Origin of the sequence: Variovorax sp. R-27 (assembly GCF_049913215.1) — a bacterium.
Taxonomy (GTDB): Bacteria; Pseudomonadota; Gammaproteobacteria; order Burkholderiales; family Burkholderiaceae_C; genus Variovorax.
In genome coordinates this window covers 6541719-6557503 of the sequence record NZ_CP183984.1, presented here as the reverse complement: position 1 = coordinate 6557503, position 15785 = coordinate 6541719, and the positions used below count along the sequence as shown (strand labels likewise).

Here is a 15785-nt window from a genome sequence, read left to right as displayed (position 1 = left end):
CCTGTAGTCCCTGGGGGTTTCAAGAATGAGCAATCCAACACCGGGCTGGTGGCGCCGCACGGGCATCGACCTGCGGCTGATATTGATGTGCGTGCTGCTGGCCGTGATGGCCGTGGTGTTCAGCGTCATGTCGGGCGGCGTGTTTCTGTCGCCCGAAAATCTCTACAACGTCGCGCAGCAGACGGCCGTGGTCGGCATCGTGTCGACCGTGATGGTGCTGGTCATCGTGGCGCGCCACATCGACCTGTCGGTCGGCTCGGTGATGGGCTTCGTCGGCGTGCTGATCGCGTACCTGCAATACACCTCGGGCTGGTCGTGGCCCACGGCCTGCCTCGCGGGGCTCGCGGTGGCGCTGCTGGTGTCCATCTACCAGGGTTGGCTCACGGCGGTGCTCGGCGTGCCGTCGTTCGTGGTCACGCTGGGCGGCCTCATGTCGTTTCGCGGCGCGGCCTTCCTGGTGGCCGACGGCAAGACGCAGCCGGTGAACGACGAATTCTTCCAGCGCCTGGGCGGCGGCTACGACGGCGGCATCGGCGTCACCGCGAGCTGGGTGCTCGCTGCCATCGTGGCGCTGGTGCTGTTCGGGCGCATGCTGCAAAAGCGCCGCGCGCGCCAGCGCTACGACATGCCGACCGAGGCGCTGTGGCTCGACGTGCTGATCACCGCGGTGCCGGTGGCGGTGGTGATCGCCTTCGCATGGGTCATGAACAACTACCAGATCTCGTCGAAGAGCGAGCCGCAGGGCATTCCGATTCCGGTGCTGATCTGGGCGGTGGTGGCGATCGTGCTGTCGTTCATCGTGCACCGCACGCGCTTCGGGCGCTATGTGTTCGCGATGGGCGGCAACCCCGACGCGGCAGCGCTGGTGGGTATTCCGGTCAAGCGCGTCACGCTGATGCTGTTCGCGCTGCTGGCGGTGCTGGTCACCATTGCGGCCATCGTGTCGATTGCGCGGCTCAATGCGGGCACCAACTCGCTGGGCACGGGCATGGAGCTGTACGTGATCGCGGCGGCCGTCATCGGCGGCACGGCGCTCGCGGGCGGCAGCGGCTCGATCTTCGGGTCGGTCCTGGGCGCGCTCATCATGCAGTCGCTCGACAGCGGCATGCTGCTGCTCGACGTGCCCATCGGCAAGCGCATGGTCATCATCGGGCAGGTGCTGATCGTGGCTGTGGTGTTCGACGTGCTGTATCGCCGCAAGTTTGGGGAGAACTGAAATGGCAGACATCGACACCTCCAAACCCCTGGTGGAACTGCGCGAAATTCGCAAGGCATTCGGCGGCGTCAAGGCCGTGGACGGCGTGAGCGTCAACCTCTACCCCGGCGAAGTGGTCGCGCTGCTGGGCCACAACGGCGCCGGCAAGTCCACGCTGATGAAGATGCTCGCGGGCGCCTACCCCATCGACTCCGGCGACACGCTGATCGCGGGCGAGAAGGTCAACATCCGCACGCCCGCCGAAGCGCAGGGCCAGGGCATCGAGACCATCTACCAGACCCTCGCGCTGGCCGACAACCTCGACTCCGTGTCGAACCTCTTTCTCGGCCGCGAGAAGATGACCCCGTGGCGCACGCTCGACGATCACTTCATGGAAGTGCAGGCGCGCAAGGTGTTCCACCGCCTCAACAAGAACTTCACCAACATCCGCGTGCCGGTGCGCAGGCTCTCGGGCGGGCAACGGCAGGTGGTGGCGATCTCGCGTGCGCTGTACTTCAACGCGCGCATCCTCATCATGGACGAGCCCTGCGCGGCGCTCGGCCCTGAAGAAACCGCGATGGTCGGCGGCCTCGTGAAGCAGCTCAAGGCCGATGGCGTGGGCATCTTCCTCATCACGCACGACATGCCCGACGTGTTTTCGTTGAGCGACCGCCTCGCGGTGATGAAGAACGGCAAGCTGGTCGGTACCTACCGTACCGCCGACGTGACCGAAGACGAAGTGCTCGGGATGATCATTGCCGGCAAGCGGCCCGAGGGCAAGGAGCAGGCCCATCACGCCGACACTGCCGCGCTCGCCTGATGTTGTCGTGAAGACGATAGGCGACCAGCAACTGCTCAAGCGCATGAACCGCAGCGTGCTGCTGCGGCTGCTGCGCGCGCAGCCCGGCCTGTCGCGCGCGCGGCTGGCCAGCGAGAGCGGCCTCACCAAGTCGACCGTGAGCCTGCTGGTGCGCGAGCTGATCGACGAAGGCTGGCTCAGCGAGGCCGGCGCCACCGTGGCCGACGGGCTCGGCCGGCCTTCGACGCCACTGCAGATCAATGTCGGCGTGCGCGCGCTGATGGGCGTGGAGATTGCGGTAGAGACCGTGCGCCTCGTGTGCGTCTCGCTGCAGGGCGAGGTGCTGCATTCGAACACCCACGCACTCACCGACGGCTCGCCGGCGGGCGTGTGCGCGCAGGTCGCGCGCATGGCGGCCGCCGCGAATGCGCAGCTGGAGCAACTGGGCCTGCGCCTGTCGAGCATCGGCGTGTGCGTGCCCGGTGCGGTGGACGACTGCACTGGCGTGGTCCGCTTCGCGCCCAACCTCGGCTGGCGCAACGTGAGCCTGCTGCCCGCGCTCGAAAAAGCCTTTGCCGCCATCGGCCTGCCCGGCGTGACCGTGCAACTGCAGAACGACGCCGATGCCGCTGCGCTCGGCGAATACGAGTTCGCGGCGGGCGAGGGCGAAGACCCACTGGTCTTCGTTAACTGCGACGTCGGCGTGGGCGCCGGCGTGGTGCTGAACGACCGGCTCTTCACCGGCGCGCAGGGCATGGCCGGCGAGATAGGCCACACCATCCTTGAACTCGACGGGCCGCTGTGCTCGTGCGGCCGACGCGGCTGCGCCGAGGCCTTCTTCGGTTCGCGCGTGCTGGAGCGCAAGGGGGTCGACCTGCCGCGCGCCGCCGCCTTCTTCGGCGTGCTGCTGCAGAACCTGTGGGTCACGTTCAACCCGCGCGCGATCGTGCTCGGCGGCAAGGCGTGCGCCGAGCATCGCGGCTTTGCGCAAGCGGCGTTCGAAAGCATGAAGCGCCACGCTGACGATGCCGGCATGCCCGCGCCCGACCTGCGCACCGCGCGCTACGGCGCGCTGGCCCCTGCGGTGGGCGCAGCTGCATTGGCGCTGCACGAATACCTGCGGCCGTTGCAGCCCGATGCGAAGGCGCGTCGCGCGCGTGCGCTGGCTCGCGCCGCGGCCTGATCAGTCCGCGGCGTCTTCTTTCCAGCCGCGCAGCCTGCGATAGAGCGTGCCGCGCGACACGCGCAACTGCCGCGCCGCCTGCGACACATTGCCGCCGTGCGCCACTAGCGTTTCCTCGATCAGCTTGCGGCTGTGCTCGCGCAGCGTTGTCTCGGCATGGGGCTCGGGCTCGCAGGCTTCGGCAGCAGGCATCTGCGCATCCTGTTCGATGGCCAGCGGCGTGGCTTCGCCGGGCATTGCCACCGCATGCCGGAAGTCCGCGCCATCCGCGCCCTTCAGCCGCGCCTGCACCCACACGCCCAGCCCGCTCGCAAGCCGCAGCGGCTGCGCTGCCTCGCGCCGCCCAAGGCGCAGCAGGCTCGCAAGGTCATGCCCCAGCAGGCATTCGACATCGCGCTCGTCCGCCGCTTCGGGCAGCCGGCCCAGCAGCCGCGCACCTGCGTTGTTGAGCCACGCGATCGTGCCGTCGGGCGCGATGCCGGCCAGCGCTTCGAGCGGCGTGCCCAGCAGAGTGGGGCTGGCCTGGAAGCGCAGGATCAGGTGGTCGCGCGACTGCGCCTGCAGCAGCCGGTTCTCGATGGTCGTGGCATAGAGCGCCACCATCGATGCCGCATCGAAGCCGAAGCGCCGCGCCTCCGCCGTGAGGTCGAGCACGCCGGCCAGTTGCCCCGTCACGTCGCGTATCGGTGCTGCCGCGCACTGCATCTGGCACAGCACGTCGAAGTAGTGCTCCGCGCCGTTGACCGTGCAGGCCTGGCCGGTGCTCGCCACGATGCCCGGTGCCGTGGTGCCGACGATGCGCTCGGAGATGTTCACGCCCACGCGCGCGGTCTTGCACAGCACCGGCTGGTGCGCCATGGCGGGCTGCTGCGTGACGTGCACCAGCACGCCCTCGCTGTCGGTGAGGATCACGCGGCAGTCGGTGCCCGCGAGCGCGTGCTCCATCTGCACCAGCTCCTGCCGTGCCACCTCGAGCAGTTCGCGGTTGCGCGCGAGCGTGGCGTGCAGCCGGCTCGGCGTGACCGCATCGAAGGGCACGATGCGCTGGCGGTCGGTGTGCGTGCGGCTGCAGCGCATCCACGACTGGATCACCGCCTCGCCGACGAGGCCCGAGGGGCGCACGCCTTCCTCGAAGAACTGCTGCCGCGCGAGCGCCACGCGCTGCGCGGGCGTGCTGGCAAAGAGTTGGCGCGGCGCATCCGCCGTGCCGATTCTTCTTCCGTCGAGGGCCATGGTGTTCGCTGCCTCCCGCAAGGGACCGAGTCCGGGACCAACGCTGAATGTGTTCCGCAATGGAACAGCACCGGACTGGGGAAATCCCGAAGATGAATGCGAAGCCCGCACAGACCATCCTTGAGCCACAAAGGAGACCTGCGATGAAAAAAACACACTCCGGGCTGCTCGTGCTCGCCGGCGCTTTGTTGTGCCTGGGCGCAAACACGGCGGCCACGGCCCAGAACGCACAGGACCGCGCGGCAGCCGCCACCAAACGCGTCGACGGCAGCTTCATCCGCGCCAACGCGGCGCAGAAGAAAACACCCGACTGGCCCAGCGTCGGCCTCGACTATTCGGAGTCGCGCTTCAGCCAGCTCGACCAGGTGAACGCCGGCAACGTCAAGCAACTGGGGCTGGTCTGGTCGTACAACCTCGAGTCGACGCGCGGCGTGGAGGCCACGCCGCTGGTGGTGGACGGCATCATGTACGTCACCGCCTCGTGGAGCGTGGTGCATGCCATCGACACCCGCACCGGGCAGAAACTGTGGACCTTCGATCCGCAGGTCGATAAGTCCAAAGGCTTCAAGGGCTGCTGCGACGTGGTGAACCGAGGCGTTGCGATCTACGAAGGCAAGGTCTACGTGGCGGCCTACGACGGCCGCCTGATCGCGCTCGACGCAGCCACCGGACAGAAGGTCTGGGAGAAGAACACCATCGAGGGCCAGAAGGGCAGCTACACCATCACCGGTGCGCCGCGCGTGTTCAAGGGCAAGGTCATCATCGGCAACGGCGGCGCCGAGTACGGCGTGCGCGGCTTCGTCACCGCCTACGACGCGAAGACCGGCGACCAGAAGTGGCGCTGGTTCGTGGTGCCGGGCGACCCGGGCAAGCCCTTCGAAGACGAATCCATGGCGCGCGCCGCCAAGACCTGGGACCCGAGCGGCAAGTACTGGGAAGCCGGCGGTGGCGGCACCGCGTGGGACAGCTTCGCCTTCGACCCCGATCTCAACCTGATGTACGTGGGCACCGGCAACGGCTCGCCATGGGCCGCCAAGGCGCGCAGCCCCAAGGGCGGCGACAACCTCTACCTGGGCTCGGTGGTGGCGCTCAACCCCGACACCGGCAAGTACGTGTGGCACTACCAGGAGACGCCCGGCGACAACTGGGACTACACCTCCACGCAGTCGATGATCCTCGCCAACGTGAAGATCGACGGCAAGGCCCGCAAGGTGCTGCTGCATGCGCCGAAGAACGGCTTCTTCTTCGTCATCGACCGCACCAGCGGCAAGTTCATCTCGGCGAAGAACTTCGTCGAAGTGAACTGGGCCACCGGCTACGACAAGAACGGCCGGCCCATCGAGATTGCCGCCGCGCGCCAGAACGAGAAGCCCGGCGACAGCATCCCCGGCCCCTTCGGCGCGCACAACTGGCACCCGATGTCGTTCAACCCGCAGACCGGCTTTGCCTACCTGCCAGCGCAGCACGTGCCGATCAACCTGATGGACGACAAGGACTGGAAGTTCGACCAGAACGTGCCCGGCCGCCCGCACTCGGGCCTGGGCTGGAACCTCGGCAAGTTCGCCAATGTCGAGCCGCCCACGAGCAAGCCCTTCGGCCGCCTCGTGGCGTGGGACCCGGTGGCGCAGAAGGAAGCGTGGGGCGTCGACTACGCATCGCCATGGAACGGCGGCACCCTTACCACTGCCGGCAACCTCGTGTTCCAGGGCACGGCCGACGGGCGCCTGCTGGCCTACAACGCCAAGACCGGCGAGAAGCTGTGGGAAACGCCCACCGGCACCGGCGTGGTGGCCGCGCCCTCGACCTATATGGTCGACGGCAAGCAATATGTTTCGGTCGCCGTGGGCTGGGGCGGGGTGTACGGCCTGGCGCAGCGCGCCACCGAGCGGCAGGGCCCAGGCACGGTCTACACCTTCGCGGTGGGCGGCACGGCCAAGATGCCGGACTTCGTGCAGTACCGCATGGACAAGCTGGTGCAGGGCGTGAAGTACGACCCCGCCAAGGTCCAGGCCGGCACCATGCTCTACGTGAGCAACTGCGTGTTCTGCCACGGCGTGCCCGGCGTGGACCGCGGCGGCAACATCCCCAACCTCGGCTACATGGACCCGGCCTACATCACGAACCTGGACAAGTTCATCCTCAAGGGCCCGGCCATGGCGCGCGGCATGCCCGACTTCACGGGCAAGCTCTCGGGGGACGACATCGAGAGCATCAAGGCCTTCATCCAGGGGACGGCTGACGCGATCCGACCAAAGTAGGGAAGCCCGCTCTCTCCTTCTCTACCGGCCGCCGTACCAGTACTGGGTGCTGGCGGCCCAGGTCGAATCCGGGTATTTCGCGTGCAGGGTCTGAAGGCCCTTGCGCGACCAGTCGCCCACCGCCTTGTCCGGGCAGGCGTAGCGCGCCATCTTCACCGCGACCGATAGCGCCTGCGGCACCAGCGGATCAGCGCGGTTGCGCTGCATCAGCGCCAGGCTTTCCTGGGTGAAGTAGATCGAGTCCTGCGGAATGGCGCGCAACTTTGCGACCAGCGCGGCCTGTTGCGCGCGCTCTTCTTGCGGCAGGAACTCGGGCATCTCGAAATCGGCAGCCGTGGCGGCCTGCGGGCCGGTGGTCATCACGCCGAGCGGGCGGCACCACTTGCTGTAGCTGCCGGTGGCCATGCTGCGGTCGTACGCCGGTTCGAGCCAGGGCTTGAGCGGCGTGGGCCGGATGCCGTCTGCCACGGGCCAGTGCGGCGGCAACAGCACCTCGGTGGTGCTTGCCATGCGCTCCAGCAGCAGGTGACGCCAGGCGGCGGTGTCAGTGACCGACAGCGCCATCGAGCGGCGGATGCCGGCGATCATGTCCGGCCCCTTGGCGGTAGCCCCCTGCGACGGTGACGCGATACGCATCTGCGCAGCGCGGCGAGCGCTGGCGTAGTCCTCGGCCAGCACGGCGCGGGTCCATGCGGTCTCCAGCAGGGAGTCGCGCAGCGCGGGCGAGAGCGCCGGGTCGGCCGCGAGCCGCAGCCACATTGCGAGCGGCGCGCGCGTGTTCAGGAAGCGCGTCGCGTCGTCGTCGAAGGTGCTGGCCAGCGGCACCGCATTGGGTTTGGCTTCCATCGCCTCGGGGTCGCGGCGAGCAACCACCGGGCGGATCGCCAGGCGGCGCCATTCCTCTTCCGACGAGGCCGTGGGCAGCAGCAGCGCCTTCACGAGGTTCTGGCCCGAGAGGCTGTGTGCGATCAAGGGCGAATCGGCTGCACTGGCGACCAGTTCACGCGTCTCCTTGAAGCGGCCCTGCGCAAACAGGCGCTGGGCGCGCAACTGGGTGGCGGCGAAGCGTGCGGGGTGGTCTTCGGGCACGGCCGCCAATGCGGCCTGCAGTTCGGCCTCGCGCTTGTCGTCGGTGGCGGTGCTCACGGGCACCAGGCTTGCCGCGGCCATCAGCCAGGCGAGGTCGTGCGTGCGCTGGTAGTTGCTCCAGCTGAACTTCTCGCGCCACTTGTCCTGGGCGGTGATGCCGCTCGCCGGACCGTTGAAGCCGCGCACCGTGTTGAGCCACTGCACGAGATCCGACTTCTGATCCGGGCCGGCGTACGAACAACCGGCCATCATGCAGTAGCGGAACTCGTGGTTCAGCAACAGCAGCCTGGCGGCGGCGACATCGGGTGCGCCCATGGTCTTCAGGCTGTCGGCCAGGCGCTGCAGGCGCGTGCCGGGCGTGAGGTAGCGGATGCGCAGTGCCTCGGCCAGCCGGTGCACCGACGGATGCAGCGCCTGGAGGCGTGGGTTCTTCAGCAGCGGCAGCGCGATGGCATCGACCGCTTTGGTAAGTTCGGCCTGCTGCTTCAGCGCCTCGGGGCTTTCCTTGCCGGCGTCGTCCCGTTCCGAGAAAGACGGCTCGCCGCCCGGGTTCTGCCGCGCCAGCACGCGCAGCCGCATGTAGGCCGCGAGGTCGCGCCAGGGGCTGGCCTTGTCGGCCGCGATCTCGGTGAACGCGGTGTCGGCCTCGTCGAGATCGTCGGCGTAGAAGCGCTGTGCGGCCAGCTGGTAGGCATGGTCGGCCTGCAGCCAGGCGGGGGCGCGGGGTGGCAGTTCGGGGATGGTGCCGGGCTCCTTGTTGCAGGTGTCGAACACTGCGTCTTGCGCCTGCAGCCAATGCCGCACGTAGGGGGTGGCCGCCTTATCGCCGGCGGCACGCGTCATGCGCTGGGCCAGCGTCTTCGTGGCGTTGCGGAAGGCATCGCCGTAGAAGCAGTTGGGGCTCGCCTGCAGGCTGCTGGCGTTCCATTTCGGCTGCTGCTGCGATGGCGCCAGCAGGGCAGGCCTGTCGCGGGGCGACTGGGGATCGAGCTTCGCATTGGCGTCGTCGCGCGCTTTTCGCCATTCGATCCAGGCGTCGTCCGTTTCGGCCATGCCGTTGTCTTCGCGCGGCAGCTTCTCCAGCAGATCGGAGAAGGCCCGCACGGCGTCGGAAGAGAACGGCTGGCCGTGCAGGCGCCAGTACCAGAGCACCTGGTAGGGCACGAGGTAGTCGGTGTAGTAGCCCGCGGGCCGCTCGACGAACTCGCGCACCGGCTGGTCGGGCCGGGTGGTGGCGAAGAACAGGTCCTCGGGGTCGCCGCCGCCACTGGCATGAGCCGCGAGAGCGCTGCCGAGCAGCGCGGCCATTGCGAGCAGCCTGGCGCCGGCGCGCATCGCGTTTGCTGTTGAAGAAATCATTTGTGCGAATCCCTGTTGCCGAGTTGTTCGAAGTCTTCGTTCTTCCATGCGCCCGCGTGGAACACATAGCGCCGCTTCACGCTGCCGAGCACGGGCCATGCCTCGCCGAGCATCAGCCCCGCCGCGTCGCGGCAGGCCGGCACCGTGGCCGCGCCCGTCGCGTCGAGCCGCTGGCGGATGCGCGCGGATTCCGCCCCCATGCGGAAGTACATCGGCACGATCTCGTCGAGCAGGCCGGCAGGCAGCCACGCGTCGCTCATGCACCATGAGGCGAGCGCCGTGGCCGAGAGCCGCACGCCGCCGGCGCGCACCGGCTGCAGCCGCCGCAGCAGCGCGACATACGCCTCGCGCTGGCTGCGGCGCGCCTCGAAGTCGAGCTGCACCCAGCCCGAGCGGTTGCCGTGCTTCGCGGCATGCTCGATGGCGGCGGCAATGGCCTCCTGCTGCGCGTCGTTGACGGGCGAGGGCGCGAGGTTGTCGAGTGAAACATGGACCACCGGCACCACGGTGGTGGCGCCCGGCGCGATGCGCAGCGGCCACTGACGCCAGCTCGTGCGGCTGCGCTCGCCGCTCAGCTGCACCGTGGCATGCAGGTAGGCCACGCCCGTGCCTTCTGGCAGCGCGGAAAAAAACTGGGGCCGGTCCCAGACCCACAGCAGCGTCTGCGGCTGGGCCATGCCGTCATGCGCCAGCAGGGCCAGGAAGACCGGAAAGGCCGCGCTGCGAAAACGCATGGGAGAGAGCGAAAGGGGCGGGAGGGTGGAAGAAAAATCCCGGCCAGCATAACGAAAAAAGCCGCCTGGCCCGGGAGGGCGCAGGCGGCCTTGCGGCTGCTTGTGGCGGCGGTGAATCGATCAGTCGGCGTACACGCCGGCAGCCTTGATGATCGGACCCCACTTCGCGATTTCAGCCGAGACGAACTTCTTGTGCTCCGCCGGCTCGACGCGCTTGTCGGTCGTGATCACGGCGCCCAGCGCTTCTTCGCGCTTGATGAAGCCCGGGTCCTTCATCGCGGCCTTGATGGCTTCGTTGAGCTTCTTCAGCACCGGCGCGGGCGTGCCCTTGGGCGCGTACATGCCGTGCCAGATCGTCACTTCGAAACCCTTCAGGCCCGACTCGTCCAGCGTCGGCAGGTCTTTCAGCGCGGGGGTGGTCAGGCGCTTGGCGGTGGTCACGGCATAGGCCTTGACCTTCTTGGCCTCGATCTGCGACGTGGTGTTGGTCGTCTGGTCGCACAGCAGGTCGATCTGGCCGCCCAGCAGGTCGGCGATGGCCGGGGCCGTGCCCTTGTACGGCACGGGCGTCATCTCGACCTTGATCGCGCTCTGGAACAGCAGGCCGCACAGGTGCGACGCGGCGCCCAGGCCGGCGTTGCCCAGGTTGATCTTGCCCTTGTTGGCCGCGATCCAGGTCGTCAGCTCCTTGTAGTTGTTGGCGGGCAGGCCGGGCTTGCCGATCAGCGTCATCGGCACTTCGTTGACCATGCCCAGGTATTCGAAGTCGGTCTCGACGTTGAAGGGCAGCTTGCGATACAGCGCCGGCATCGTCGACATGCCGATATGGTTCAGCAGCAGCGTGTAGCCGTCGGGGTTGGCGCGCGCCACCTTGGCGGTGCCGATGGAACTGCCCGCGCCCGCGGTGTTGTCCACCACGATCGTGGTGCCGAGCGTCTTCTGCATGGCCTCCGCCAGGTCACGCGCGACACGGTCGGTCGGGCCGCCGGCTGCGAAAGGCACCACCAGCGTAACGGTCTTGCCCGCGGGAAAGTCCTGGGCGTGAGCACCGGCGGCTGCGGCGGCAATCGCCGCGAGGGCGAACAGTTTCTTCATGTCGTCTCCGGGAGGGGGTAATAAAAACGCCGCGATCTTAAAGGCTGACTGCTGCCTGACCTATAGCGAATAGCCCTTAGGTTCGCGTCGTCATCCGATACCCTTGCTTCTTCCGCGCATGCCACCGCATGCGCCATGTAAAGCGAGAAAAAGCATTCCCATGACGACGACCCCTTCCCCCGCAAGCGCGCAGCGCCTGCCGCGCGATCTTGCGCTCGTCACCGTGGCCATCGATGCCGCGATGGTGCTGGTCAACATGGCCATCCAGCTCTGGCCCGATTCGCCCCACGGCGAGCAGCTGCGCAGCACCTATGCCCTGCCGGGTGTGTGGATACCGATGGTGTTCAGCATCGGCATGGCCTGGGTGCTGGCGGCGGCACTGGCCTGGAGTCACGGGCGCAACGCGCTCGAAAAGCGCGGCGTTGGCAGCGTGGCCCGGCTGCCCCAACCCCGCATCCGCTACGCCGCGGTGTACATCGCGGTGCTGGTGCTCAACTTCTACTTACTGAGCCCGCTGTTCTACGAAGTGCAACTGCTCTTCATGCCGGGCGGCCGCCTGCATGATTTTTTCGGCTCGACGTCCATGAGCGCGGCGATGGCGCTGTTCACGGTGCTGCAGTCCGTCGCGCAGTTGATCTTGCTCGTGCTCGGCGTGTGGGTCTCGGCCTGGTTCGCGTTGAGGGCGGCCAGTGCAGCGCCTTCCGATGCGCAGCAGCAGGACGACGATGAAGCCATCGGTGCATCGCCACGCCGTGCCGTGGCACTGGTGGGCGCCGCGGTGTTCGCATCGCTGCAGATGTGGAGCGGCGTGGTCGTGAGTCGCTGGACATCCGTCGCGCGCGGCATGGATGGGCTCGAACTGCTGATCGCCTGGATGCTGCCGCCATTGGTGGCCTTCGCGCTCGCGTTCTGGGGCGGCTGGCTGGGCGCCAATGCCGGGCTCGCGCGGGTGCGGCCTTTCAGGGCCGTGGCGGCCGCGGCCCTGGCCTTCGTGCTGGTGCAGGTCAGCTGCATCGCCATCGCATTGGCCTGGGTGATGCTGGTGACCTGGTCGCACAGCTTCGACAACGCGGGCGGCCTCATCGGCTTCGCCCTGGCGCTCGTGCTGGTCTATTCGGTGCTCGTGGTGGTGTTGATGCGCGCCGCCACGCGCTGGCTGTACCGCCGCGACTGACTGGCTACTTGTAGCTGCGCGCGTCCTCGATCACCTTGCCGTCGTTGGGCAGACCGCCCGCACCCAAGACGACGACCTCGCCACGCAGCTTGGTCACTTCGCGGATCACCGCGCTCACGCGGGCCTCGAGCCCTTCGGGCACCGCCCCCGCGCATTCGAGCTGCAGCGTCATCTTGTCGTCGCCCATCTCGCCGGACACGATGAGCCGCGCGCGCTGCACTTCGGGAAAGCGCCGCGCGATCTCGGCCACCTGCGAGGGATGCACGAACATGCCGCGCACCTTGGTCGTCTGGTCGGCGCGGCCGAGCCAGCCCTTGATGCGCTTGTTGGTGCGGCCGGTGGGGCAGGTGCCCGCGAGCACGGCCGAGAGGTCCCCGGTGCCGAAGCGCACCAGCGGGTAGTCGGGGTTGAAGGTGGTGACGACGATCTCGCCGACCTCGCCATCGGGCACCGGGTCGCCGGTGCCGGGCCGCACGATCTCGACTAGCACGCCTTCGTCGATCACCAGGCCTTCGCGCGCGCTGGTCTCGTAGGCGATCAGGCCCAGGTCGGCAGTGGCATAGCACTGCGTGCCTTTCACGCCGTGCGCGGCAATCCAGTCGTGCAGGCTGGGTGGAAAGGCTTCGCCGGAGACGAGCGCCTTGGTGAGCGAGGGCAGCTTCTGCCCTTTCTCCTCGGCCTTCTCCAGCAATATCTTCAGGAAGCTCGGCGTACCCGCATAGCCTTCGGGCTTCAGGTCGACCATGGCTTCGAGTTGCTGCTCGGTCTGCCCGGTGCCGCCCGCGAACACGGTGCAGCCCATGGCACGTGCGCCGCTTTCCATGATCGAGCCGGCGGGCGTCATGTGATAGCTGAAGCTGTTGTGAATGAGCTCGCCGCTGCGAAAGCCCGCCGCATGCAGTGCCCGTGCGGTGCGCCAGTAGTCGCGCGCTTCGCCCTCAGGCTCGTAGATGGTGCCGGGGCTCGCGAACACGCGCGGCATGCGCGGGCCGCGCACGATGGTCGAGAAGCCGCCGAAGGGGTCGTCGGTGCGGCGTGCCTTCTGCAGGTCGAGCAATTCCGATTTGCGCGTGACCGGTAGTTTCGCCAACGCCTCGCGTGTCGTGATGTCTGCGGGCTTCACGCTGGAGAGGATCTTTGCGAATGCGGGTGCTGCCGTCTGGGCCTGTGTGATCTGCTTCGGTAGCGCGGCCAGCAGGTCGCGCTCGCGTTCGGCCGGATCGCGGATCTCGAGCTTGTCGTAGTGGTCGGTCATGTCCGTACCCTTTGTCTTTCAGTTCGGTTTTTCGCCACGCTGGCGTTCGTTCGGGGTGCGTGCGAATGACACCGGGTGCTCCCCTCCGAGAATGTCCCCTGTCGGCGTGATCGCACCCCGAACAGCGACACATGAATACATCAAGCCAGCCACCTCTTGCGCCGCTTGTAGCTCTTCACGTCCCGAAAGCTCTTGCGATCCGCACCGCCAACGCCAAGGTAGAACTCCTTCACGTCCTCGTTCTCGCGCAGGCTCTTGGCCTCGCCATCCATCACGATGCGCCCGTTCTCCAGGATGTAGCCGTAGTCGGCGTAGCGCAGCGCCATGTTGGTGTTCTGCTCGGCCAGCAGGAAGGTCACGCGCTCCTTGGTGTTCAGGTCTTTCACGATCTCGAACACCTCCTCCACGATCTGCGGCGCCAGGCCCATAGAGGGTTCGTCGAGCAGCACCATGCTCGGGTTGGCCATCAGCGCGCGGCCGATGGCGCACATCTGCTGCTCGCCGCCCGATGTGTAGGCCGCCTGTGAAGTGCGCCGCGTCTTCAGGCGCGGGAAATATGCGTAGACCTTCTCCAGCGTCTGCTGCACCGCTGCCTTGCCATCGGTGCGCGTGTAGGCGCCGGTCATCAGGTTCTCTTCGATGGTCAGGTGGGCGAAGCAGTGGCGGCCCTCCATCACCTGGATCAGCCCGCGCTTCACCAACTCGGCGGGCGAAAGCGCCTCGATGCGATCCCCGCGCAGCTCGATGGTGCCTTTGGTGACAGCGCCGCGCTCACCCGCGAGCAGGTTGCTCACTGCGCGCAGCGTGGTCGTCTTGCCCGCGCCGTTGCCGCCGAGCAGCGCCACGATGCCGCCGTCGGGCACCGTGAGCGACACGCCCTTGAGCACGAGGATCACGTGGTTGTAGATGACCTCGATGCCGTTGACATTGAGAAGGATGTTGGGTTCGCTCATGGTGTGGTCCGAAGCATTCGCAAGAACAGCGCGTGCAGCGCAGTGCTGTTCTTGCGAATGGCGGCTCTCGCGAGCCGCCACGGCACGCTCAGTGCATCAAGACTGGCAATCTGCTGCCTCGCGGCGCGTCAGCTTCTTCTCGCCCGCGTACTTGTCGGCAGCAGACTTCACCATCGGCTTGATGATCTGGTCGTCGGCCTGGTACCAGTCGGACATGTCGCCCCACTTCGCGCCGTCCCAGGTGTGCACGCGCGCCCAGGTCGAGCCCATGTGGTCCTGGCACGAAGTGCTCACCGGACGCATCACGCCCGAGAAGCCGAGTGCGTCGAGCTTCTTCTGGTCGAGTGCCAGGTTCTCCATGCCCCAGCGCACCTGCTCGCCGGTCATGACCTTGCCCTTGCCGAAGCGCTCCTGCGCGCGCTTCACGGCCTCGACGGTCAGCATCTGGATGATCACGCCGCGCGTGTAGAGCACCGAGCCCACTTCGTCCTTCGGCCCTGTGCCCTGGCCCTTGTCGTGCACCTGCTTCAGGATGTCCTGGATCACCTTGGGCTGCGTGCCCGAGGTGTTCAGCGCCAGCGCGTGGTAGCCCTTGGCATTGGCGCCCACGTCCTTCACGTCGGGCTCGGCACCGGCCCACCACACGCCGTACATCTTCTCGCGCGGGTAGCCCGTGGCCACGGCCTCTTTCAGCGCGGTGGAGTTCATCACGCCCCAGCCCCACAGCAGCACGAAATCAGGGCGCTGCTGGCGCACCTGCAGCCAGGCCGACTTCTGCTCCACGCCGGGCGCGGTCACCGGGATCAGCGACAGCTCGAAGCCGTTCTGCTTGGCGCGCTCCTGCAGCAGCGGAATGGGCTCCTTGCCGAAAGGCGAGTCGTGGTACACGAGGGCGATCTTCTTGCCCTTGAGCTTGTCCATGCCGCCTTCGGCCTTGCCGATGTGCTGGATCAGGATGTCGGCCGCGGTCCAGTAGGAGCCCATCAGCGGAAAGTTCCACTTGAAGACACCACCGTCCTGCGAGGCGGCCAGGCCGTAGCCCAGCGTGATCAGCGGGATCTTGTCGGTCGGCACCTTGTCGGTCAGCGCGAAGGTGATGCCGGTGGCTTGCGGGTCGAACAGCGCTACGCCCGGGCGGCCCTTCAGGCGCTCGTAGCATTCCACGCCCTTGTCGGTGGCGTAGCCGGTCTCGCATTCTTCGTACGTGATCTTCACGCCGTTGATGCCGCCAGTCGCATTCACCAGCTTGATGTAGTCCTGCTTGCCGTTGGCCCAGGGCGTGCCGTTGGGTGCATAGGGGCCCGTGCGGTACACCAGCAGCGGGAAGAACTGCTCCTTGGCCTGCGCATTGGCGAGCGACGGCGCGAGCAGGGCGCCGAGGGTGCTGGCCACCAGGGCGGCGGTCAGAGCGAGCGATTTCAGTTTCATGCCTGTCTCCTTTGTGGGCACCTCGGTGCC

The 15785-nt window shown here is 67.5% G+C and carries 12 protein-coding genes; 5 read left to right on the top strand and 7 right to left on the bottom strand.

All coding sequences use genetic code 11. The annotated features are described in order from the left end of the window. Positions 1–25: 25 nt before the first annotated feature. Genes ACN9MV_RS30785 through ACN9MV_RS30775 form a run of 3 tightly spaced genes read left to right on the top strand, consistent with a single transcriptional unit; the run spans position 26 to position 3177 of the window. Positions 26–1216: a sugar ABC transporter permease gene (locus ACN9MV_RS30785; RefSeq protein WP_093076134.1), complete on the top strand. Its 1191-nt coding sequence runs from the start codon at positions 26–28 to the stop codon at positions 1214–1216. Position 1217: 1 nt separating this feature from the next. Further along, the gene (locus tag ACN9MV_RS30780) at positions 1218–2015 is read left to right on the top strand and encodes an ATP-binding cassette domain-containing protein (RefSeq protein WP_258352400.1); all 798 of its coding nucleotides are present in this window, start codon (positions 1218–1220) and stop codon (positions 2013–2015) included. Positions 2016–2022: 7 nt separating this feature from the next. Beyond that, entirely contained in the window at positions 2023–3177 is a 1155-nt protein-coding gene (locus ACN9MV_RS30775; RefSeq protein ID WP_426390717.1) for an ROK family transcriptional regulator, read from the top strand. Here ACN9MV_RS30775 and ACN9MV_RS30770 read toward each other — a convergent pair whose 3' ends face one another. Beyond that, on the bottom strand, positions 3178–4410 hold the full coding sequence (locus ACN9MV_RS30770) for a helix-turn-helix domain-containing protein (protein ID WP_426390716.1): 1233 nt from the start codon (positions 4408–4410) through the stop codon (positions 3178–3180). It lies immediately after the preceding gene. 143 nt (positions 4411–4553) lie between these two features. Between ACN9MV_RS30770 and ACN9MV_RS30765 the strand changes: the two genes are divergently transcribed. After that, positions 4554–6668 carry a PQQ-dependent dehydrogenase, methanol/ethanol family gene (locus ACN9MV_RS30765; RefSeq protein WP_097197708.1) on the top strand — a complete coding sequence of 705 codons (2115 nt, stop codon included), beginning with the start codon at positions 4554–4556 and terminating at the stop codon, positions 6666–6668. Between the two features lie 21 nt (positions 6669–6689). Here the strand turns inward: ACN9MV_RS30765 and ACN9MV_RS30760 are convergent, their stop codons facing one another. The 3 genes from ACN9MV_RS30760 to ACN9MV_RS30750 form a co-directional block, all read right to left on the bottom strand. Then, positions 6690–9116, bottom strand: coding sequence for a hypothetical protein (locus tag ACN9MV_RS30760; protein ID WP_426390715.1), 2427 nt, complete (start codon positions 9114–9116; stop codon positions 6690–6692). Next, on the bottom strand, positions 9113–9850 hold the full coding sequence (locus tag ACN9MV_RS30755; RefSeq protein ID WP_426390714.1) for a hypothetical protein: 738 nt from the start codon (positions 9848–9850) through the stop codon (positions 9113–9115). Before ACN9MV_RS30755 ends, ACN9MV_RS30760 begins: the two co-directional genes overlap by 4 nt. Before the next feature lie 120 nt (positions 9851–9970). Continuing rightward, on the bottom strand, positions 9971–10945 hold the full coding sequence (locus ACN9MV_RS30750; protein ID WP_093076125.1) for a tripartite tricarboxylate transporter substrate-binding protein: 975 nt from the start codon (positions 10943–10945) through the stop codon (positions 9971–9973). A 160-nt stretch (positions 10946–11105) separates the two neighbouring features. Here ACN9MV_RS30750 and ACN9MV_RS30745 point away from each other — a divergent pair, with 160 nt between their 5' ends. Beyond that, positions 11106–12119: a hypothetical protein gene (locus ACN9MV_RS30745; RefSeq protein WP_426390713.1), complete on the top strand. Its 1014-nt coding sequence runs from the start codon at positions 11106–11108 to the stop codon at positions 12117–12119. A gap of 4 nt (positions 12120–12123) precedes the next feature. Here the strand turns inward: ACN9MV_RS30745 and ACN9MV_RS30740 are convergent, their stop codons facing one another. The 3 genes from ACN9MV_RS30740 to ACN9MV_RS30730 form a co-directional block, all read right to left on the bottom strand. Then, positions 12124–13374: a phenylacetate--CoA ligase family protein gene (locus ACN9MV_RS30740; RefSeq protein ID WP_426390712.1), complete on the bottom strand. Its 1251-nt coding sequence runs from the start codon at positions 13372–13374 to the stop codon at positions 12124–12126. Positions 13375–13514: 140 nt separating this feature from the next. Continuing rightward, the gene (locus ACN9MV_RS30735) at positions 13515–14327 is read right to left on the bottom strand and encodes an ABC transporter ATP-binding protein (protein ID WP_093059335.1); all 813 of its coding nucleotides are present in this window, start codon (positions 14325–14327) and stop codon (positions 13515–13517) included. Positions 14328–14423: 96 nt separating this feature from the next. Further along, complete coding sequence (locus tag ACN9MV_RS30730) at positions 14424–15755, bottom strand: ABC transporter substrate-binding protein (RefSeq protein WP_093059333.1); 1332 nt, start codon at positions 15753–15755, stop codon at positions 14424–14426. Positions 15756–15785: the final 30 nt, after the last annotated feature.

Coding starts and splice junctions, on each gene's coding strand:
- ACN9MV_RS30785 (WP_093076134.1), top strand. CDS start 26: ATGAGCAATCCAACACCGGGCTGGTGGCGCCGCACGGGCATCGACCTG.
- ACN9MV_RS30780 (WP_258352400.1), top strand. CDS start 1,218: ATGGCAGACATCGACACCTCCAAACCCCTGGTGGAACTGCGCGAAATT.
- ACN9MV_RS30770 (WP_426390716.1), bottom strand. CDS start 4,410: ATGGCCCTCGACGGAAGAAGAATCGGCACGGCGGATGCGCCGCGCCAA.
- ACN9MV_RS30765 (WP_097197708.1), top strand. CDS start 4,554: ATGAAAAAAACACACTCCGGGCTGCTCGTGCTCGCCGGCGCTTTGTTG.
- ACN9MV_RS30760 (WP_426390715.1), bottom strand. CDS start 9,116: ATGATTTCTTCAACAGCAAACGCGATGCGCGCCGGCGCCAGGCTGCTC.
- ACN9MV_RS30755 (WP_426390714.1), bottom strand. CDS start 9,850: ATGCGTTTTCGCAGCGCGGCCTTTCCGGTCTTCCTGGCCCTGCTGGCG.
- ACN9MV_RS30750 (WP_093076125.1), bottom strand. CDS start 10,945: ATGAAGAAACTGTTCGCCCTCGCGGCGATTGCCGCCGCAGCCGCCGGT.
- ACN9MV_RS30745 (WP_426390713.1), top strand. CDS start 11,106: ATGACGACGACCCCTTCCCCCGCAAGCGCGCAGCGCCTGCCGCGCGAT.
- ACN9MV_RS30740 (WP_426390712.1), bottom strand. CDS start 13,374: ATGACCGACCACTACGACAAGCTCGAGATCCGCGATCCGGCCGAACGC.
- ACN9MV_RS30735 (WP_093059335.1), bottom strand. CDS start 14,327: ATGAGCGAACCCAACATCCTTCTCAATGTCAACGGCATCGAGGTCATC.
- ACN9MV_RS30730 (WP_093059333.1), bottom strand. CDS start 15,755: ATGAAACTGAAATCGCTCGCTCTGACCGCCGCCCTGGTGGCCAGCACC.